Here is a 20272-nt window from a genome sequence, read left to right on the forward strand (position 1 = left end):
ATGCTGATAAGCAGCCCTGTCTTTGCAACAAAACTGGACGCGCCGGATAAGGTAGTGATGAATATCTTTGAGCTTGGCGTCAGGCACGATCGGGACAAAGATTTTGCAGACGTAGCCAGACAGACGATTTCCGCTTCGGTTGATCATGAAGCAGGTACGCTGGCGATGTACGCCCTGCACCGCAGCGACAATCCACATAAGGCATTCATGGTCGAACTCTATGAAAACGAGAGTGCTTACCGCAAACATCTAAATGCTGAACCATACAAGGCATTCGCTGCCCGGGCACCTGACATTATCGATTGGAAAAATAAAATCACTCTGGAGCCCCAATTTCTGGGGGACAAACACATCATACCGAATGAGCGAACCATTAATAATCTGGTGATCGTCGAGGTAAAGCCTGAATTTCAGACCGAATTTAAAAACATCGTCATGCCTGAAATGGCTGAGTCACTCAAAGTAGAGAAAGGCGTGTTAGCCATGTATTCCGCTACAGACTCACAGACTCCGAACCGCTGGTATTTCTATGAGATTTACGCCAGTGAGGAAGCGTATCAACTGCACCGACAAACGCCACACTTCCGTGACTATCTCAGGCAAACGGCGCATATGAGCACCAGTAAGGACGCTATCCCGGTAAAACCGGTATTTCTTCGTAACAAAGGCGGAATCAAACAGGATCCGCACCGTTGACCAGTGAGGATTGACATGAAAAGCGTAATTGCAGCGGCGGCCATGTCGCTTGTTATTTCTGATTTTGCTAATGCTGAGGAAACAAGAGGTAAAGCTATGATGAAAATTGAACCTTCAGCGATTTCTGAAGCTGATATTCGTTCTGTCTCACCGGCTCTTGCGCGCTTTGGTCGAGAAGCTATTGCTGAAGATCTGTGGACACGCGATGCCCTCTCGCCCAGGGATCGTAGTATGGTGACCGTCTCCATGCTAATTGCCAGAAACCAGCCTGGCGACCTTAAGCACTATATAGACATTGCCCTTGATAATGGCGTTACGCCAGCGGAATTGTCAGAAATCATTACCCATCTGGCGTTCTACTCAGGTTGGCCAAATGCCATGTCAGCCGTCAGCGTGACCAAAGCAGTATTTGAAACTCGTGGCGTCACGGCAGATGCACTTCCTGAAGCTTCTCCGGACCTGCTTCCTCTCAATCAGGAAGCAGAAAAGCAGCGTTCAGAGACAGTGGAGAAAAATGTTGGCCCAATATCTCCGGGCCTGGTTAAATTCACTGCAGATCCACTGTTCCTGGATCTCTGGCAAAGACCCGCGCTGAAACCCCGCGACAGAAGCCTGATTACGGTCAGCGCGTTAATCGCATCCGGACAGAGCGCGCAGATTGGCTATCACCTCAATAGAGCAATGGATAATGGACTTTCTGTTGAGGAAGCTGGTGAGATCGTTACCCAGGCCGCCTTCTATGCTGGCTGGCCAAACGCATTTACCGCTGCTCCGGTTGTCGGAGAGGTGCTAAACAATCGATCATCGAGTAAAAGGTAATATTACTGAACACTAAAACCTGACGTACATAATAAAATTAGAACGAACAGTTCATGAACTAACAGACGTAACATCGAGTGATTTCTGGACAGCGTTTAACACAGTTATGAACCAAAACTGAGTTCATAACTGTGAGTACGCGCAGTGATTAGATTCATAGTATGGCGGGTATAAATGGCCGGAATTGGGGGCGTAAAGAAGATATAACGGCGCTTCGCCAGTCAGTATTGAAATTCAGGAGTATCTTCGGCACAACAAAAGGGCAATTAATTGCCCTTTTTAATCATGTTGCAACAATTTCTAAATTATTGCCGAAATTGCGCCACAGTCATGAGACTTATCAAAACCAGAGGTGCTTTTGACATATTCAGTATTATGCCCACCTAAAAGAAGTATCTACTCACAACCAAGAACTGAGTCCTTATCACAGGTCAATTTTGCCGACAAATCACTGAGGCGATCAATGCCAACGGACTTACAATCGTAAATAGATTCCTTCTTGCTATTCAGGTTCGTAACACTAACCCCACGACTTTCATTCTCATTCTCATAATTACTAAATATCGTGTATTTATACCCTGCATTTACAAACGACACATTGAAGTAATCAGTTTGAAATCGTGAATAATGATTGTATTTAAATTCTAAATGTTCATTGCCTTTCGACTCATAGTTAAATTCATTTTTGTGGTCTTTCAATAAGGTGTACCGAAGTACACCGTCGTTTTCTTCTAGTTTGATTGTTCCTTTTGCAGTGTCGCACACAAAATATTCATCATTCGCAAACGATGAACCACACAGAAACATTGCTGCTAACGCAAGTAATTTATAATGACGCATTGTAATTTCTCTCCATTTTCAAATCATAACCCTTCTGTCTTGGTCCATTATATCTTTTTGCAAATGAAAGCCAGTCTTTAGTCCTAATTGAATGCAATAAAACTCTATCAGCCTTAATGAAGCTAACGAATGCTTTTAATTGATTTTTTTCAGACTTACTTAATGCCAAAACGAAATCCTCAGGGCTGGCGTAGCCTGCCGTGGCGAAGTTCGACGCCAAAATCTGAAACTTACCCCAGGATGCTGATTTCAAAGCAGCTTTTTGGTCTAAGGCATACGCTTTGACTAGTTTTGTATACTGTACTGATGTTGCGCCATATCCACCCGCAACAGAGTTTGATATATCTTCGAAATGATCATATTTCCCATTTGTATATTTATGAAAGTGATGTCTTTCAAATAATATCGCAGGAACATAATCATCGTTATCTTCAAACTTAAAATAGGAGCCATAAGAACCTGTTTCTGTTTTTGCTACAGCTTTAATTGCTGCAACTTCGCATCCCAACTCTTTTGCAGCCTCTTCATAATCAGTATCATCAATTCTGTCTTCATTATAGAAATTAATAAATTCTATAGGCGTTAATTCCCCATTAACAGGAGTCTTGGGAAACTCTGCACTTCGTAATATTTCCAGAAACTCAAGCGGATGAAAATGCCATACTGAGCGCTGACTGGCGAACGGCGGAACCTTATCCATCCAGCGCGTTGCATCCAGAAATCCCCCGTTGGCCATCTTCACAACAGGACTTTCATCCCTGAACTTAAATACCGATGACCAGCGTGTATCATCGCGCGTACTGTGCCAGTCGCTGTCGTGTTTCACTATTAGTCGCCGCGCATATTCAGGGATATTCATTTGGTTGGTATGCAGTGCACGAAACAAATACTGGTCATGTGATTTATCGGGATACGGGCTAGGCGATCTTCTGGTTTCAGCGTTGTGGATCAGGCTGTCATAAAACATTTTTGCCTGAGCGAACTGAGGTCCTTTTTCACCGTCAAAGTGCGAACTGATGCTTTTCAAGGCGTCAATCAGCCATCGTTCGTCCAGCGTGCGGGTAAAATCGGTTGTGTGTTCATCCTCAATACAGTGAAAGTTTAGCCCCGCTAAATCATGCTGGCTTAGCTGTTCCACATCGTCCTCGTGTATCCACGTATGCGGGCGGATCTGAAAGTATGTGATTCCGGTTTTATCCGTAAACGGGTACGTGGCATCACGAGGGATAATTTTTCCGGCATCGGCACGGGTAATGGCGCTCATCTGCTCAAAGGTACTTTCCTCGCCCTCCCCGCATCTAAGGTACAGTGGGCGTTTCAGCTTCAGCTTAATGAACTGTTTACCCGTTTTAATCCCCTTTACGTTTGCCACCACATCCGGGACATGCTCATCGAGGCTCAGCAACTCGATATGGGCTTTATAGTCCGTTGTAATAATCTGCGGAAAGTTATCTTCGTCAGCCAGATCCTGAACGCCGAGGAATCCGACCGCATCCCCTGCTTTCACCATCACTTTCAGCGGCACAGGCGGCACCACCACATCATCTAACACGCCGTGATTCAGCGCACTGTGCATCCAGTCGGGCAGACACACGTAACATTCGCCGTCAGGCTCCAGAAATTCCGGGCGCATCGAGACCCAGAAAAGTTCTCCGGCGGGTTTACCGTCCTGAAGACGCTGCACCAGAGCAAACGGCTCCGGACGTTGTTCCAGTAAAAACGATTTCTGTTGCAGTACGGCAAGCGTGTCACCCTGTACGAGCGTTCTGGCGTGGCCGTGTTTGTTTTCCAGAACGTCCGGCGCGATTTCGCGGCTGTCATCGTAGCGGGAATGTTTACGCATCCGCACGCCGTGGCCTGTCTGCGTGACCCGGTAAAGCGAGCGTTTCGGAAATTCTGACAATGGCGCGATGTGCATGTAAAGCTGGTACAGCGTCAGCCAGGAGGATTCATCCTGCTCGTCAGGCTTGTACACTGATTTAACCAGCACAAAGGTGCCGGACTGGCGCAGGGGGCGTTCCTGGCAACACTCGATAACCGCGTAATCGCGGTTAACCCGCCATGCCACCACCTCACCGTCCATCATGAACTGAAGCGGAACAGATTTTTCTGGTGAATCAGGATCCAGCACCGTGGCCGGGGACGATGACATCCCGACATGAATTCCCCCATGCCAGTAACGATTTGTGCCAAGTAACCACCAACCGTGGGCATTTTTTCGAATGTCGGTCAGCAATTCGTCATAGTTCTTATACTCCCGTCCGTCGGCCTTCCGTACCGGGTAACATATATTCATTGTCTTTCCTTAAGTGAAATCCCTAAGACCGCAATAATCGCAGGGATTTAAAAAGAAGAGGAGTGCAATTTATGCAAATTTTATTACTGAGATAATTCACTGTTGCGGCAGGTACGGTATCGATTGTCTCGTTTACCGTTCTACTTCAAGTTGGACACGCTTTCGCACTGAACTTTGTCATCGGAAACCTGAATTCGTAGTTCACATTACAATCTTTGAAAGAAAAGTTCATGAACTGAGATCTGATAAATTGTGCGTTTTATGAGCGGTAATTTACATTTTCAATTGAAAAAAATATCTTTAAATACAGTACGCTACATGCTTTATAATGATGATTTTGATTATGTACATCCCCTAAACCCAGGATTGGGCTATGGCGTACTCGCCGTACTCGGTCAGCCAGCCGAACGCGTATTCGTGTGGGTTGTGCTGATCGCCCTGCTGTTCGCAGGCATCAACGGCGTGACGATATTTATGATTGGCAAAGGCAGCATGCGCGCCGTGCGTTTTCATCTTACGCTGGCGGCGATAAGCCTGGTCTTAACGGCAGCCTTTTTGCTGGCCGCGCTGAGCGGGAATGCTTTGCCGGTTGTCAGTCTGACTGCGGCCCTGGTGAGTATCGTCATGTTATTGCTTAGCGGCAGCTGTATCCTCTCCACATCCTTTTATAAGATGCTGCTGTTTACTCTGCATAATCGTACCTGGCGCAAGCTGAGCGGGCAAATTCGCGATGCACACACCGCACTAAGGATGCACCGCGTAAAAAACCTCGCTCATTATCCAAGACGCGACACCTTCAATCTCGCCTCGTCCAGATGGGTGCGCAATGCGGCAAGACATGGCGCAAAATTGGCAGAAAAGCGGCCGCAACTACTGGCCAGCGTATAAAAGCGCTCGGCCAGCGCCAGTGCTTCATGCCAGGTTTCTCCCGCGATCGCGTCAATAAGCGTAGCCGGACGCAGCGTATTCACCAGTGCGCCTCCTGATTTCGGGGCAAATCCCATGGGCAGCATGTCATAGGCAGGAGCAAGATCGTAAGGCCGTCCGTGGGAACTGATAAACGACAGATTACCGTGGTGCATGTCGGTATTGCCGATCAGCATACCAAACGCCCAAAGCCTTGACGTGCTGGCGACCGCATCCTGGTGAACACAGCCCTGCTTTGCCAGCTCATTCACCAGTACCGGCCAGGATTCTCTTGCCCTGCCGACAAACTCCGCCTCGAGCGCACGTAAAGAAAAGAGTCCCTTACGACCAAGGGGTCCCGTACGGTCGAACCGCGGGATCTCAAGGAAGCGCTGTCCGCCAAAATCAAACACCTCGGTTTCGACGCCAAGCACGCTTAACGCAAGATGTTCTGCTAGCAAAAGGTCTCGCCAGCGTTCGCTTACAGGGTTATCGTCCGGTGCCGTGAATTTCACAATGACGTGGCCACGTTCTGTATAAGTACAGAACTTCGGCTGCTCACCCCCAGCAGAGGAGCCCGGTACTTCGCCCGCGCTCACGGCCTGCGCCAGCGACGGGTAGGCGGTTGCGCGGTCCACCGCAACAGGCGACGGCATCTCTACAAAATGATTCCTCGCCTGTTCTCCGATTAACAGGTTCCCCACCGCATCGTGTCCATGAGCGAGCAAAGCCCTGATAACGTCAGTATCACTCCAGTTCTCTGGATTCGGCGGCAGGCCCAGCTCGGATGAAAATCGCGAGGCGTACGCGCGGCCAAGGTATCCCTGAGGCCGCATGTCAAACAACCACCACGGCAACCCATCGCTATGGAGGCACACATTGTCCGTTTGCGCCACTACAAAACCATCTGGATAAACCGGAATGAGTTTACCCAGCGATTTTACCTGACCCTCTTCCGTGATGCGGTAGACAGGAGCCGAACTGAATCCTCGATGTGTATCCCGCAGCACATAGTGAATAGATGGACCGGAGCCAATGCGAACCACCTCATCGCCAAGCGCTTTAATCGATCGTGAAACGGTAGGCTGACTAATACCCATAATATCAGTCATTTGCCTTACCGATACCGGGCCTTGCCTCAGCAATTGTCGTAGTGTTTCGGATCGATTTATCATGACCTTGAATAGCTTTATGAATAGGTTATTGAATAACTAATTTATCAGGTATTGACTCCTCTGTCATCTTCACCAACGGCTGTCTCTGGTTTGTGTCTGCGTAACCAAATTAACTTATACGCCGCAGGAATAATAAACAGTGACAGCAGCGGTGCCGTGATCATCCCGCCGATCATGGGCGCCGCTATCCGGCTCATGACTTCTGAGCCAGCCCCGGTCCCCCAGAGAATGGGCAGCAGACCGGCAATAATCACCGCGACGGTCATCGCCTTTGGCCGCACGCGCAGCACGGCGCCCTGATAAAGGGCGTCATCAAGCCCCTGTTCAGTGAACGTTTCGCGCTGGGACAGCGCCGGATGTGCTTCAACGGCATGACGCAAATACATCAGCATGACCACTCCAAACTCTGCTGCCACCCCGGCCAGGGCGATAAACCCGGTGCCGGTTGCCACGGACATATGGAAGCCCTGCCAGTACAGGAACCATATCCCGCCGACCAGCGCGAACGGCAGGCTCATCAGGATCAACAGGGCCTCATCCACGCGACGGAACGCCAGATAGAGCAGAACGAAAATGATCATCAGCGTCATCGGCACCATCAGCTTCAGTTTCTTGTTGGCGTGCTCAAGCAGTTCAAACTGCCCGGAGAATGACACGCTGGTACCCGGCCTGAGCTTCACGTTCTGGCCGATGGCCGTCTTAATGTCGTTCACCACCGACACCATATCCCTGCCGCGGGCATCGATATAAATCCAGCTCGCAGGCCGGGCATTCTCCGTTTTCAGCATCGTGGGGCCTGAAACAACGTTGATATCCGCCACATCACCCAGCGTAATCTGCTGTTTCATTGGCGTCAGGATCGGCATCTGCTTCAACGCGCTCGGGCTATTCCGGTAGTCCTGAGGATAACGAATATTAATCGGATAGCGGGCCACGCCTTCCACCGTTTCACCCACCGTCGCACCGCCGATGGCCGAGGAGACGAACAGCTGCACGTCGCCCACCGTCATTCCATAGCGGGAGGCTTTCTCCCGGTTGATATCGACATCGATGTAGCGCCCGCCTTCCAGACGTTCTGCCAGGGCAGACACCACGCCCGGCACCGTTTTGGCTACCGCTTCAATGCTTTGCGCCGTGGCGTCGATATCAGCCAGAACGGTACCAGACACCTTGATGCCAATCGGGCTTTTAATCCCGGTCGACAGCATATCAATGCGGTTGCGAATGGGCGGAACCCAGAGATTCGCAAGGCCAGGCAAACGAACGGTCTTATCAAGCTCCTCAACGATCTTGTTAATCGTCATCCCGGGACGCCACCGATCCTCAGGCTTAAGCTGAATGGTGGTTTCCACCATTTCGAGCGGCGCGGAATCCGTGGCCGTTTCGGCTTTGCCGGTCTTGCCGAAGACAGAGGCCACTTCAGGGACGGTTTTTATTAACTTGTCCGTGGTCTGTAAGAGCGCGGCCGCTTCTGCCGGAGAGATGCCGGGCAACGTTGACGGCATATACAGCAGATCGCCCTCATTAATCTTCGGCAGGAACTCACCGCCCACCTGGCTCAGGGGCCAGATCACCGTGAAGATGGATAAGGCCGCAACCAGCAGGGTTGTTTTGGGCCAGTTGAGCACCCGAATCAGCAGCGGATGATAGGCGTTAATCAGCAGCCTGTTCAGCGGGTTACGACTCTCGGCGGGGATTTTACCCCGGATCCAGAATCCCATCAGAATGGGGATCACGATGATGGCCAGCGCGGCCGCTCCTGCCATGGCGTACGTTTTGGTGAAGGCCAGCGGACCAAACAGCCGCCCTTCCTGCCCCTCAAGGGTAAAGATGGGAATGAAGGATAAAGTGATGATCAGCAAGCTGATAAACAGCGCCGGTCCAACCTCTACAGAGGCGTTGGTAATCACCTTCCAGCGGGTGACGTTATCAATCTGCTCTCCCGGGTGCTGGTGATCCCACTCTTCCAGCCGCTTATGCGCGTTCTCAATCATCACGATGGCGGCATCCACCATCGCGCCGACGGCGATGGCAATGCCTCCCAGCGACATAATATTGGCGTTCAGCCCCTGGAAATGCATGACGATAAAGGCAATACACAGGCCAAGCGGCAGAGAGATAATCGCCACCAGCGCCGAGCGAATGTGCCAGAGGAACAGCGCGCAGACGATGGCCACCACGATAAACTCTTCGAGAAGTTTGCTGCTCAGGTTATCAATGGCCCGGTCGATGAGCTGGCTGCGATCGTAGGTGGTCACAATCTCAACGCCTTCCGGCAGGCTGGCCTTCAGCGTCTCCAGCTTGTCTTTTACCGCCGTAATGACCTCGCGCGCGTTTTTACCCGAACGCAGGATCACCACGCCGCCCGCCACTTCACCCTGTCCGTTCAGCTCGGCAATACCACGGCGCATTTCCGGCCCCGTTTGTACGCGGGCAACATCGCGCAGGTAAATCGGCACACCGTTCTCACCGGTTTTCAGGACGATGTGATTGAAATCATCGATGGTCTGCAGATAGCCGCTGGCCCGCACCATATATTCCGCTTCCGCGATTTCTACGGACGATCCCCCCGCTTCCTGATTAGACGATTCAAGGGCCTGCTTAACTTCCGGCAGACTGACGCCGAACTGCGCCAGCTTTAACGGGTCAACCTGAATCTGATACTGCTTCACCACACCGCCGACGGAGGCCACCTCGGCCACGTTCGGGATTGTTTTTAGCTCAAATTTCAGGAACCAGTCCTGCAATGATCGCAGCTCGGCGAGATCGTGTTTTCCGCTGCGGTCCACCAGCGCATATTCAAATATCCAGCCTACGCCCGTGGCGTCCGGGCCGATTTCGGAACTCACGCCGGCGGGGAGTTTGCCCTGAACCTGATTCAGGTACTCCAGCACGCGCGAGCGGGCCCAGTACAGATCGGTCCCGTCTTCAAAAATAGCGTACACATACGAATCACCAAACTGTGAAAAACCGCGCACGGTCTTCGCGCCAGGAACAGACAGCATGGTGGTGGTGAGTGGATAGGTCACCTGGTTTTCAACAATCTGCGGGGCCTGGCCGGGATAGCTTGTTTTGATAATCACCTGAACGTCAGACAGATCGGGCAAGGCATCGACCGGGGTGTTGATGATGGTCCATGTCCCCCAGACGCTGAGAAACAGCGCGCCCATCATCACCAGGAAACGGTTGGCAACCGAACGCCGGATAATCCATTCAATCATCATCGTCTCCTTAATGGCCTGAATGCGCGTCGTCAGCGGCTTCAGCGTGGCGCATGCGCTTCAGCGCGCCGGTAATATTGGCCTCCGAGTCAATCAGAAACAGACCGCTGACCACCACCGACTCCCCCACTTCCAGTCCGGTACCAATGCCGGACTGCTGCTGAGATTCATGCAGAACGTGGATCCTTTTCGGTACAAACTTCCCGTTCGCATCAACGGTAATAACGCGCTGTTCTTTCCCGGTATCGATAACGGCCTGAGACGGAATGAGCAACATTTCCTGACTTTGGGTATTCAGCTTCAGGTAGGCATTCATGCCCGGTTTCAGCAGTTCATCCTTGTTGGAGACCTGCAGGCGCACCTGCAGCGTACGGGTGGTTTGATCCACGCTCGGCAGAAGACGCCATTTTTCAACCGGGAAGGATTTATCCGGATAAGCCGGTACCGAAACAGTAAACTGCGAGGTATCTTTCAGCAGATAAGCAATGGATTCAGGAACCGCCGCGCCGATCCAGACCGGATCCATCCCCTGAATCTGCGCCACCACCTTATCTTTGGAAATATTCATTCCGGTGCGCAGGTCAAAGGCCGTGATCACCCCGTCAATGGGCGCCTTGATGGTAAACCGGGTCTGGATAGTGCGGGTCGCACGCAGCCGCTGAATGTCGTCATCCGGCATACCCGCCAGGCGCAGACGCTCCAGAACGCCTTTTATCTGCGTGGGCGTACCGCCGGTACCGGAGAGCAGGAGGAACTCGCTCTGCGCTTCGACCCAGTCCGGAATGGTGATATCAACCAGCGGCGTGCCTTTTTTCACCTTATCGCCAATCGTCAGCGGGTACACTTTCTCAACGAACCCTTCCGCACGCGCCTGCATAATGACAAACTGATAGTCGTTATAGCTGACGTTGGCCGGGATCGTCTGGGCATAATTCAGCTTTCCGCGCGTCACTTTTTGCGTTTTTAATCCCAGGTTCTGAACCTGGGTCGGATCGATACGGATACCGTCACTGCTTTTACCATCCTCATCGGCATATTTCGGCACCAGATCCATATCCATAAACGGTGATTTACCGGGCTTGTCGAATTTCACGTCAGGCTTCATCGGGTCATACCAGAAAAGGACCTTTCTTTCCGCAACGCTATTTGCTGTTTTTTCAGATGAATAAAGTGTCTGCCATGCCGTCACGGATATCAGCCCTCCGGCAATAAGGCTGCTGACTATCATGGCAGCATATTTTATTTTTAATGAGGCCATGCCGTTTCTCGCTATTTAATGCTCTTGAGTAAAGAGAGATTGCCCTGCTGAACAAACGAGAAATTCACGTGGCTGCCGACTTTTAAGGCAGTAATACTCGCGTCGGCATGCATAAAAGTAAAACGCATGGTCATCGCGGGCCAGCCAATTTCCGGGATGGCTTCGTGAGAAATCGTCACTTTTTTATTCGTGAGATCAATATTCTTCACAATGCCGGTCCCGGTGATAACCTGCTCTGAGGCACCTTCGCTGGCGGCGCTCATCTCCGCGTGCTGATGAACCTCAGCCTGAAGACCGGCAGAAAACATAATGATTGCACCAAATACGACGGCGTTAAGTGAATTGCGCATGTTTAATATCCTTTTTAATTAAGTGAGGTTATTCGGCCCAACCGCCGCCCAGCGCGGTGAAGAGGTTAATTTCATTAACCTGCCGGGCATAAATAAGGTCGAGAATATTTTGCTGCGTGGAAAACAGCGACCGTTCCGCGTCTAATACTTCGATATAGCTCACCGCACCGCTGGTATATAATCCTCTGGCCCGCTGCAGGGTAATATTTAGCGAATCAAGATACCGTTCTTGCGCAGCAAGCTGCTGGTTGAGGCTGTCCCGCAGCGCGAGCGCGTCGGCAACCTGCCTGAAGGCAGCCTGTATTTTTTGTTCGTAATTCACAACCGACTGCTGCTGACGAATTTCAGCCAGCTTCAGGTTGGCCTTATTCCTGCCCGCATTAAAAATTGGAAGCTCAATTTTGGGGATGAAATTCCACATCCCACTGCCCGCGGTAAACAGGCTGGATAATTCCGTACTGCCTGTTGAAAGCCCGCTGGTCAAGGAAATTGACGGGAAAAAGGCGGCACGCGCGGCGCCGATATTGGCATCGGCCGCTTTAAGCTGATACTCCGCCTCCATAATATCCGGGCGTTGCAGCAGTATCGCTGAAGAAAGATGGGGCGGGAGTTTTACCGGCGCAATATCGCGGGCGTTCATTCCGCTGTCGCCCGGCAATCCGCGATAGGTGCCGAGGAGCAGCTGCAGAGCATTGTTGGCCTGCGCCAGCTCCCCCTCTCGTTTGGCAATCTCTGCCTGCGTGCTTTCGATCTGTCCCCGGGCCTGTTCCAGCGCCAGCACGTTGGTGCTCCCCGTCGCCAGCTGGTGCTCAACGAACGCATAAGACTGCCGGTAATTTTTCAGCGTTTCCCGCGCGACGCGCAGCTGTTTATACGCCAGCTGCTGGTTGAAATAGCTCTGCGACACGTTAGAGACAAGCAGAATATGCACTGCGCGACGGGCCTCTTCGCTGGCGAAATAGTTTTGTCGGTCGGCCTCGCTCAGGTTCTTCAGCTTGCCGAAAAAGTCGAGTTCGTAGCTAAGCGCAAGACCGGCGTCGTACTGCCGTGAGGTCGGGTTGTCACTTTTTAGCCCGCCGCTGTACGTGATACTTGCGGATCCATTCAACTGCGGATAACGATCTGCCTCCGTCACGTTGAACTGCGCCCGGGCCTCTACAATCTTCAGGGCGGCCATTTTGATATCGCGGTTGTTTTTCAGGGCTTCTGTAATCAATCCAGCTATCTGAGGGTCGACGAAGAAGTTGCGCCAGCCGGTGTCCTGATACCCGGCCGCCGCGGGCGTCAGGCCGTTGCGCGAGAGCGAAAACTGCCGGGGTACCGGTGATGCCGGGCGCGGGTATTCAGGCGCCAGCGAGACGCAGCCTGCCAGGATAAATACCGTAGTGATGCTGAGTCGTTTTAACAGGAACATAGCGGTTCAAATCAAGTCCAGAGGATTTTTAGGGCTACTCTACTGAACGCATTCTGTTTGACCGGTGACGGGATAATGACAATGTTGTCATTTATGGCGTAAGTCATTGTTAACGATCGCGGGCTCACTAGAATGTCATCAGCAGCCAGTCTGGGGAGCAAGATGAAAATACTGATCGTTGAAGACGAAATGAAAACCGGGGAATACCTCAGCAAGGGGCTGACGGAAGCGGGGTTTGTCGTGGACCACGCGGATAATGGCCTGACCGGGTACCACCTCGCCATGACCGCGGAATATGACCTGCTGATTCTGGATATCATGCTGCCCGACGTGAACGGCTGGGATATTGTCCGCATGCTTCGCTCTGCCGGCAAAGGAATGCCCATCCTGTTACTCACGGCCCTCGGGACGATAGAGCACCGGGTTAAAGGGCTTGAGCTGGGCGCGGATGATTATCTGATTAAGCCTTTCGCCTTTGCGGAACTGCTCGCCCGGGTCAGGACGCTGCTAAGACGCGGAAATACGGTGATCGCGGAAAGCCAGCTTCAGACGGCTGACCTGACGGTTGACCTTGTGTCGAGGAAGGTCAGCCGGGCGGGCAATCGCATCCTGCTCACCAGCAAAGAGTTCAGCCTGCTGGAGTTTTTCCTGCGTCATCAGGGCGAGGTGCTGCCCCGCTCCCTGATTGCCTCCCAGGTGTGGGATATGAACTTTGACAGCGACACGAACGCAATAGATGTGGCGGTAAAGCGCCTTCGCGCAAAGATCGATAACGATTTTGAACCCAAGCTGATCCAGACGGTACGCGGCGTAGGCTATATGCTGGAGGTGCCGGATGCCCGTTAGGCCCCTCCGACGCCCGTTCTCGCTTGCGCTGCGGCTGACCTTTTTTATCAGCCTCTCCACCATACTGGCCTTCTTCGCCTTTACCTGGTTTATGCTGCACTCCGTTGAGAAGCACTTTGCCGAGCAGGATATCAGCGACTTACAGCAGATTAGCAGCGCAATGCATCGCATCCTCCAGTCTCCGGCCGATCCCGACCAAAAGAAAATCAGCAAGCTCAAAGAGTCGGTCGCCAGCTACCGCAACGTGGCCGTCCTGCTTCTGGATCCGCAGGGCAATACCCTGTTCAGCTCGGCGCAAGGCGCGGCATTGCGCCCGGCGATGAACACAGCGAACTTTAGCGAACACCGTCAGGCACAGGATGTGTTTCTCTGGACGGTAGAAGACCCGGTCAACCCTATGCATGCCGGGTCCGACATGAAAATGGAAACGTACCGGATTATCGCCTCCTCAGGCAGGACAACGCTGCAGGGCAAAAGCCAGGACTACGTCATGCTGATCGGGCTCTCGATTAATTTTCATCTCCACTACCTTGAGGCGCTGAAGAAGAATCTTTTTGCCATAGCCGCAGCGATCAGCCTGCTGATTGTGCTGGTGATTCGTATCGCGGTGCGCCAGGGACACTTGCCCCTGCGTAACGTCAGCACCGCCATTAAAAATATCACCTCCGAAAATCTGGATGCGCGGCTGGAGCCGTCCCGCGTGCCCGTTGAGCTGGAACAGCTGGTGATCTCCTTCAACCATATGATTGGGAAAATTGAAGATGTCTTTACCCGGCAGGCGAATTTTTCCGCCGACATCGCGCATGAAATCAGGACGCCCATCACCAACCTGGTGACGCAAACGGAAATCGCGTTGAGTCAGAACCGCTCCCAGAAAGAGCTGGAAGATGTCCTCTACTCCAGCCTCGAAGAGTACAACCGGATGACCCGCATGGTCAGCGACATGCTCTTCCTGGCGCAGGCGGATAATAATCAGCTCATCCCGGATCGGGTGATGTTTGATTTAAGCGCCGAGGTGATGAAAGTCTTCGATTTCTTCGAAGCCTGGGCGGAAGAACGCCACGTCTCGCTGAAATTTAACGGGATGCCCTGCCTGATAGAAGGCGATCCGCAGATGTTCAGAAGAGCAATCAATAATCTGCTCTCCAACGCCCTGCGCTATACGCCGGAAGGGAAAGCGGTAACGGTCTCCATCAGAAAAAGGGATAACGACGTTGAGCTGGTGACAGAAAACCCCGGCACGCCGATCCCGCAGGCGCATCTGCCAAAGCTGTTTGACCGTTTTTATCGCGTCGATCCGTCCAGGCAGCGTAAGGGCGAAGGCAGCGGGATTGGGCTTGCCATCGTGAAGTCCATCGTCACCGCGCACCACGGAAAAGTCCGCGTGGAATCGGATGCGGTGTCGACGCGCTTCATCCTCACCGTGCCGGGGAAAGTGCTCTGAGCGTCAGCAAACCGCGCGGCACACTTCAAGGACCTTTTCCCTGAGCCAGCGATGCGCCGGGTCCCGCTCCATGCGCGGATGCCACATCTGGGATACCGTAATGGCCCGGGTCTTAAAGGGCAGTTCAAAGACGTGCACGCGCTCGGTCATCGCCTGATTGAGCAGGTACAACGCCGGTACCATAGCAACCAGGTCGGAGGCCAGCGCTACGGATAACGCCGTCGGAAATCCAGGCACCACGCTGGCGATCTTTCGTTTCATCCCCCGCTCCGCCAGCGCGTCGTCCACAGACCCGTGTAACGCCCCATCAGGCGACGCCACTACATGGCCCCAGGCAACATAATCGTCAAGGCTGACCTCAGGCTGTAAAGACAGCGGATGTCCCTTGCGCACCGCGCCAACAAACCGATCCTGAAAGAGCCTTTGCAGCCGTATTTCAGGCCCCATGTTGCTCTGCACGCCGATCTCCAGGTCGACAAGCCCCTCCCGTAAATAGCGCGACGTTTTTTCAGGTTTGGGAGCGAAGCGGATGCAGACCCCGGGCGCAACGCTCGCCACCGCGGCTATGAGCATAGGTCCAAACGCCACGACAAAACCGTCGTTGGCCCGGATGGTAAACAGCCGTTCGAGGCTTTCCACCTTCAGCGTGTCGGTGGAGGGCTGCAGCACCGCCCTCGCCTCGTGCACGGCGCATCTGGCGCGGTCCCGGGTGGCTTCGGCCCAGGGCGTCAGCACCATATGACGCCCGGCCCGCACCAGAATAGGATCGCCGGTCACCTCCCGCAGCCGGCTCAGGGTGCGGCTCATGGCGGAGGTGCTCAGGTTTAAACGTCGCGCCGCGCCCGCCACGCTGGCTTCGGCCAGCAAAACGTCGAGCGCAACCAGAAGGTTAAAGTCAGGATCGGACACGATGGCTCCTCAGATAAGGCGTTATATGCAACGATTTAGTGCAAATGCTGCGTCTTCCGCCCTGTATAGCGCATGATTATAGTTTCGTCATCACTATTCTTATCCGGAGTAACGACGATGACGCTATTTACCAACCAGCCCGGCGATGAAGGTTTACCCGGGCATGAACGCGCCCGGGTCCTGGCCGCCGTCATGACCACCACGTTGATGGGCGTCTTTGACGGCACCATGATCAACATCGCGCTCCCCTCCATGGCTAGAGCGATGCAGGTCCCCGCGAACGTTGCGGTCTGGTTCGCTAACGGTTATCTGCTGTCAGCGGCGATGACGCTGGCTATTTTCGCCGCGCTGGCGGCACGCGTGGGCTATCGCCCGGTCTTTCTGAGCGGGCTTGCCACCTTTACGCTCACCTCGCTCGGCTGCGCGCTGGCAACAACGCCGGAAATGTTAACCGGGATGCGAATTCTGCAGGGCATCGGCGGGGCGGCGACCCTGAGTATTGCTCCGGCGATCCTGCGGTCCGTTTTTCCGGGCCGACTGCTGGGCCGTATTCTGGGGCTGCACGCCCTGCTTATCGCCTCCAGCACGGCGATTGCCCCGGTACTCGGTGGAACAATACTGGACGCCCTGAGCTGGCAGTGGCTGTTCGCCATTAACCTCATTCCGGGCAGCATCGCCCTGCTGCTGGCATGGCGGGCCTTGCCGCGGGAATCGGTTGCTGACAGACCGCCCTTTGATGCGCCGGGCGCCGTGCTCTCCGCTGTCCTGTTAGGTTCCGCGATCATGCTGGCCGACAGCCTTCAGCACGTGGCGCAACACATTAGTCTGCAGGCCGTCTGCTGGAGCGTTCTGGCGCTGGTTAGCGCCCTCGCCTTTACCTGGCGGATTCGGCGCGCGCAACATCCGTTACTGCCGCCGGTGATGTTCAGAAACGGGCGCTTCACCCTCGCCGCGCTGACCTCGCTGGCCTCGTTTGTGAGCCAGGGGATCACGTTTGTCGCGCTGCCGTTCCTGTTTCAGAGCGTGTATGGCTACAGCCCTGTAGCGTCCGCGCTGCTGTTCACCCCATGGCCGATTGGCATCGTGCTGATCGCGCCGCACGCGGGTCGCTGGGCGGATACGATCTCCGCGCCGCTCATCTCGACCCTCGGGCTGATGGTTTTTGTCGGCGGGCTGGTCCTGCTGGCCACGTTGCCGGACAATCCTTCCGCCTGGAATATCTGTCTGCGCAGTCTGGTATGCGGGATGGGTTTTGGCTGCTTCCAGAGTCCCAATAATCGGGAAATGCTCGCTAACGTCGCGCGGGAACATGCCAGCTATGCCTCCGGCGTGTTGTCGATCGTCAGAACATTCGGCCAGTGTCTCGGCGCCGCCGTGGTGGGGGTTCTGCTGGGAGCAGCGGCAGGATGGGACCATCAACATGCTATCCAGGTTGCACTGTGGTTAGCCGTCATCGCCTCGACGGGTTCGGTGGTATTTAGCCTGAGCAGGCTGCGCCCTGCGGTTCGGGCATCCGCGTAAATTGTTGCAGCGCCTCTCGGCGCTGCTCGTTTTTACGCCTACGCTGCGGGGCGTTCGTTCCACGCATCAGTGTACTGAATATTCCCGTCCAGAATTTTCCATGTGATTTTTGCATATCGCAAAGATACATTTTCCATGTGACCAGTACCGGGACAATCTCTTGTATCATGCATTATTGGAGTTATTGAAATGACCTTCACCCCTTCCATAAGAATATTGAAGTATTCCACTTCCTGACCAGCATCATTGATGTGGTAGAACTTTAATTCAGCACTATGAAGCGTTTGACCTGTAGCCACAGCTTTGTATAGATAGGGTGAAGATGAATCAATTGCTTTTGTTAGACTGAAAGCAGAGTGTTGCCTTGTACCTGTAAGTTTACCCGTTGCATCATCTGTTGGAATGCTCAGGTTATGAATCAGATCTCTGAGCTCTATACTTCCTTCACGGTCTGCAACATCAGAACCGCCACGGATCATTGCTCCGCCATCGTCTTTCAAAAAGAGGTGTACTGGTACAGCCATTTCTATAACTCCTTATGTTAATTAATCTCTTATTCCATTGGCTATGAGGTTAATTACAGGCATGATCGCTACACCATCTGCATAGAACAGATCAGAATTAGTGAATGAATAAACCTTGCCGGTGATTTTTACATTTACCGTGTTCCCATAAGCTGAAGCAGTAACATTGCTTGTATTGGCTTCAAGGAATGGTGATCGATCTTCAAGGGCTTTCATAATGTTCCCGCTGTTGTCTTTATCTAAATAGAAGCGGTAAACATCCGACACCGTAGCGCCTCCATCATCATACTTAGTTATGTACAGTGTGACGGAATCAGAGAGTTTCTGTTTGCTGACAAAACTATCGTGAGAAGGTGCGTTAAAAGAGTATTGATATGTCAGAAACCCACAAACAACGAGCAATAGAATCGTTGTGAGTAAGCAATGAAGCCGTTTAATAACCGTATTTCTTTGCATATTCTATACCTTGCCTTATCCAAAACTGATCGTGAGGATCATCCCCATAAGGCGGTTTTTGATACCAGTGCCCCCATTTCTTTTTGGAGGTTTTAGCTCTTTCCTGCGCCCATCCAGCACCCATCAATAGCGTTTCTGAGGGTATCCCGGCAGCATAGCCAGCCGAACCATAATTGAAGTTCCCAAAATTTGCTAACTCCGGGTGTCCTTGCTTGTAATCCCACGGCCCCTTATTTCTTACTTTTTGATAAAACCAAAGATAGGTCGTAGGGATAGCCATGTTTCTACTCATACCATGCGCTCTTGCAATCCTCATGTTTGCCAACACAAGTGCGATTCCTTCTTTAGGCAACAAAGGTATAACAGCCATATTAACCATCCATCCACTGTGGGTATGTGGCCGCGTATCGTACACTTTTGCGATGGTAAAAAAGATATCTGTTTCCAGAGAAATGACGGAAAAATATCCGACTAAGGTATTAATCGCATTAAAAATCAAAGAAATGTAGGCTGCGCCCGGCAAGGCCTCCAGGCAAGCGTTGCACAATGTAGGCCGGGTAAGCGCAGCGCCACCCGGCAAGAAAGACGGCGCGTTTGTTTACTCCAGCGCCAGCAGCGCAAAGCTCGCCAGCCAGTGTCCGCCGCTGTAGTGGCTGCCAACCACATGCCCGACGCTTGCGGCCAGATGTTTCGTCACCGCCTCGCGCAATGCCGGTTGCGCCGGGTGGCTGGCTGGAAGCGCTTTCGCAATGTGCTTCATACACCATGCGCGGCTGAGGTTTAACCCGTCCAGATGGGCAATTTTCGGGTCGGTACGATCGCTCACTTCCGCCGGGTTCATCAGTGCCGTAACGGCGCCCACCTCCGGCAGAAACGCGTCAAACCAGGCCGGGAAGCCCTCCGACACCTTGCTCATCAGCAGTGCCTCCGTCAGCGCGCCGGAAATATACTCGTCTCCGCCGGGCTCATAATGAGCCGGATAGCGCGTGTCGGCGAGATAAAACCGCTCAGCCGCCGCCAGAATTGCCTGCTCAAGCGCCTTGTCGCCCACTGCGCGACCATAATCCAGCGCCAGCGCGAGGGCAAACGCGGTGTTGTAGTGCGTCCCGACGCGGATCGGATAGGTGAGCTTGCCGAGGTAATCCACCAGCCGGTTGCGAATGTCCTGGGTTAACGGCTCCAGCGTCTGGTACCAGCCTGCGGCCTGCGGCAGCGACGACTGTTTCAGCTCCTGGGCCAGCGCCAGCAGCCAGCCGTAGCCATACGGCCGCTCAAACGAGGCGCGGAACGGCGCGGTAAAATAGGCCAGCTCCTTCGCCACGTTCTCTTCGGTCAGGTGCTCGTCAAAAAGCGCGACGATCGCGTCCCGGCACGGTAATTCTGGATAGAGGCGCACGCAGCGCAGCAGCAGCCAGTAGCCGTGCACCGCCGAGTGCCAGTCAAAACAGCCGTAGAAAATGGGATGCAGCTCGCGCGGCGGCAGTACGTCACCATCATCATTCAGCAGGTGCATGATGTGGTTCGGGTATTCCTGGCGCAAATAGGTCAAAGGCATGCGGGCAAACGCGTCGGCCTGATGTTGCGTTAATTCCATGAC

Annotated in this window: 18 protein-coding genes; 6 read left to right on the forward strand and 12 right to left on the reverse strand. The window is 53.2% G+C overall.

Features of this window, described 5'->3' with window-relative positions:
- Both BFV67_RS10770 and BFV67_RS10775 read left to right on the forward strand, forming a co-directional pair.
- Entirely contained in the window at positions 1–696 is a 696-nt protein-coding gene (locus tag BFV67_RS10770; protein ID WP_050488755.1) for a putative quinol monooxygenase, read from the forward strand.
- Positions 697–711: 15 nt separating this feature from the next.
- The gene (locus BFV67_RS10775) at positions 712–1515 is read left to right on the forward strand and encodes a carboxymuconolactone decarboxylase family protein (RefSeq protein WP_045354070.1); all 804 of its coding nucleotides are present in this window, start codon (positions 712–714) and stop codon (positions 1513–1515) included.
- A 396-nt stretch (positions 1516–1911) separates the two neighbouring features.
- Here BFV67_RS10775 and BFV67_RS10780 read toward each other — a convergent pair whose 3' ends face one another.
- Both BFV67_RS10780 and BFV67_RS10785 read right to left on the reverse strand, forming a co-directional pair.
- Positions 1912–2355, reverse strand: a complete 444-nt coding sequence (locus tag BFV67_RS10780) for a hypothetical protein (RefSeq protein ID WP_069598301.1) — start codon at positions 2353–2355, stop codon at positions 1912–1914.
- Positions 2342–4651, reverse strand: coding sequence for an N-acetylmuramidase family protein (locus BFV67_RS10785; RefSeq protein WP_069598302.1), 2310 nt, complete (start codon positions 4649–4651; stop codon positions 2342–2344). The genes BFV67_RS10780 and BFV67_RS10785 overlap by 14 nt, the downstream gene beginning before the upstream one ends.
- Before the next feature lie 261 nt (positions 4652–4912).
- Between BFV67_RS10785 and BFV67_RS24595 the strand changes: the two genes are divergently transcribed.
- Positions 4913–5539: a hypothetical protein gene (locus tag BFV67_RS24595; RefSeq protein WP_235610626.1), complete on the forward strand. Its 627-nt coding sequence runs from the start codon at positions 4913–4915 to the stop codon at positions 5537–5539.
- Here the strand turns inward: BFV67_RS24595 and yjjJ are convergent.
- From yjjJ to BFV67_RS10815, 5 genes are read right to left on the reverse strand one after another with little or no spacing between them, the layout of a single operon-like run.
- On the reverse strand, positions 5428–6732 hold the full coding sequence (gene yjjJ / locus BFV67_RS10795; protein ID WP_069598303.1) for a type II toxin-antitoxin system HipA family toxin YjjJ: 1305 nt from the start codon (positions 6730–6732) through the stop codon (positions 5428–5430). The two genes, BFV67_RS24595 and yjjJ, sit on opposite strands and share 112 nt — an antisense overlap.
- 44 nt (positions 6733–6776) lie before the next feature.
- Positions 6777–9953 carry a Cu(+)/Ag(+) efflux RND transporter permease subunit SilA gene (silA, locus tag BFV67_RS10800; protein WP_069598304.1) on the reverse strand — a complete coding sequence of 1059 codons (3177 nt, stop codon included), beginning with the start codon at positions 9951–9953 and terminating at the stop codon, positions 6777–6779.
- 10 nt (positions 9954–9963) lie between these two features.
- Positions 9964–11211, reverse strand: a complete 1248-nt coding sequence (locus BFV67_RS10805) for an efflux RND transporter periplasmic adaptor subunit (RefSeq protein ID WP_069598305.1) — start codon at positions 11209–11211, stop codon at positions 9964–9966.
- 11 nt (positions 11212–11222) lie between these two features.
- Entirely contained in the window at positions 11223–11561 is a 339-nt protein-coding gene (gene cusF, locus BFV67_RS10810) for a cation efflux system protein CusF (protein WP_069598306.1), read from the reverse strand.
- 28 nt (positions 11562–11589) lie between these two features.
- A complete protein-coding gene (locus BFV67_RS10815) occupies positions 11590–12975 on the reverse strand; it encodes an efflux transporter outer membrane subunit (RefSeq protein WP_069598307.1) in 1386 nt (461 codons plus the stop codon).
- Between the two features lie 162 nt (positions 12976–13137).
- Between BFV67_RS10815 and BFV67_RS10820 the strand changes: the two genes are divergently transcribed.
- Together BFV67_RS10820 and BFV67_RS10825 are read left to right on the forward strand one after the other, a co-directional pair.
- A complete protein-coding gene (locus tag BFV67_RS10820) occupies positions 13138–13821 on the forward strand; it encodes a copper/silver response regulator transcription factor (RefSeq protein ID WP_069598308.1) in 684 nt (227 codons plus the stop codon).
- A complete protein-coding gene (locus BFV67_RS10825; protein WP_069598309.1) occupies positions 13811–15265 on the forward strand; it encodes a Cu(+)/Ag(+) sensor histidine kinase in 1455 nt (484 codons plus the stop codon). Before BFV67_RS10820 ends, BFV67_RS10825 begins: the two co-directional genes overlap by 11 nt.
- A 3-nt stretch (positions 15266–15268) precedes the next feature.
- On the opposite strand, the gene BFV67_RS10830 is transcribed toward BFV67_RS10825, so the two are convergent.
- Positions 15269–16174: a LysR family transcriptional regulator gene (locus BFV67_RS10830; RefSeq protein WP_065102535.1), complete on the reverse strand. Its 906-nt coding sequence runs from the start codon at positions 16172–16174 to the stop codon at positions 15269–15271.
- A 117-nt stretch (positions 16175–16291) separates the two neighbouring features.
- On the opposite strand from BFV67_RS10830, the gene BFV67_RS10835 reads away from it, so the two are divergent.
- Positions 16292–17695, forward strand: a complete 1404-nt coding sequence (locus BFV67_RS10835; protein WP_069598310.1) for an MFS transporter — start codon at positions 16292–16294, stop codon at positions 17693–17695.
- Between the two features lie 38 nt (positions 17696–17733).
- On the opposite strand, the gene BFV67_RS10840 is transcribed toward BFV67_RS10835, so the two are convergent.
- From BFV67_RS10840 to BFV67_RS10855, 4 genes are all read right to left on the reverse strand, one after another.
- Positions 17734–18219: an Hcp family type VI secretion system effector gene (locus BFV67_RS10840; RefSeq protein WP_045354100.1), complete on the reverse strand. Its 486-nt coding sequence runs from the start codon at positions 18217–18219 to the stop codon at positions 17734–17736.
- Positions 18220–18240: 21 nt separating this feature from the next.
- Entirely contained in the window at positions 18241–18675 is a 435-nt protein-coding gene (locus BFV67_RS10845; RefSeq protein WP_032623151.1) for a hypothetical protein, read from the reverse strand.
- Positions 18653–19198 (reverse strand): polymorphic toxin type 44 domain-containing protein, encoded by a 546-nt coding sequence (locus BFV67_RS10850; RefSeq protein WP_235610628.1) that lies wholly within the window; start codon positions 19196–19198, stop codon positions 18653–18655. Before BFV67_RS10850 ends, BFV67_RS10845 begins: the two co-directional genes overlap by 23 nt.
- Before the next feature lie 75 nt (positions 19199–19273).
- Positions 19274–20269 (reverse strand): DUF2891 domain-containing protein, encoded by a 996-nt coding sequence (locus BFV67_RS10855; RefSeq protein WP_069598311.1) that lies wholly within the window; start codon positions 20267–20269, stop codon positions 19274–19276.
- Between the last annotated feature and the right edge of the window lie 3 nt (positions 20270–20272).

The sequence above is a fragment of the Enterobacter roggenkampii genome (genome assembly GCF_001729805.1).
In the GTDB taxonomy this organism is placed as follows: Bacteria; Pseudomonadota; Gammaproteobacteria; order Enterobacterales; family Enterobacteriaceae; genus Enterobacter; species Enterobacter roggenkampii.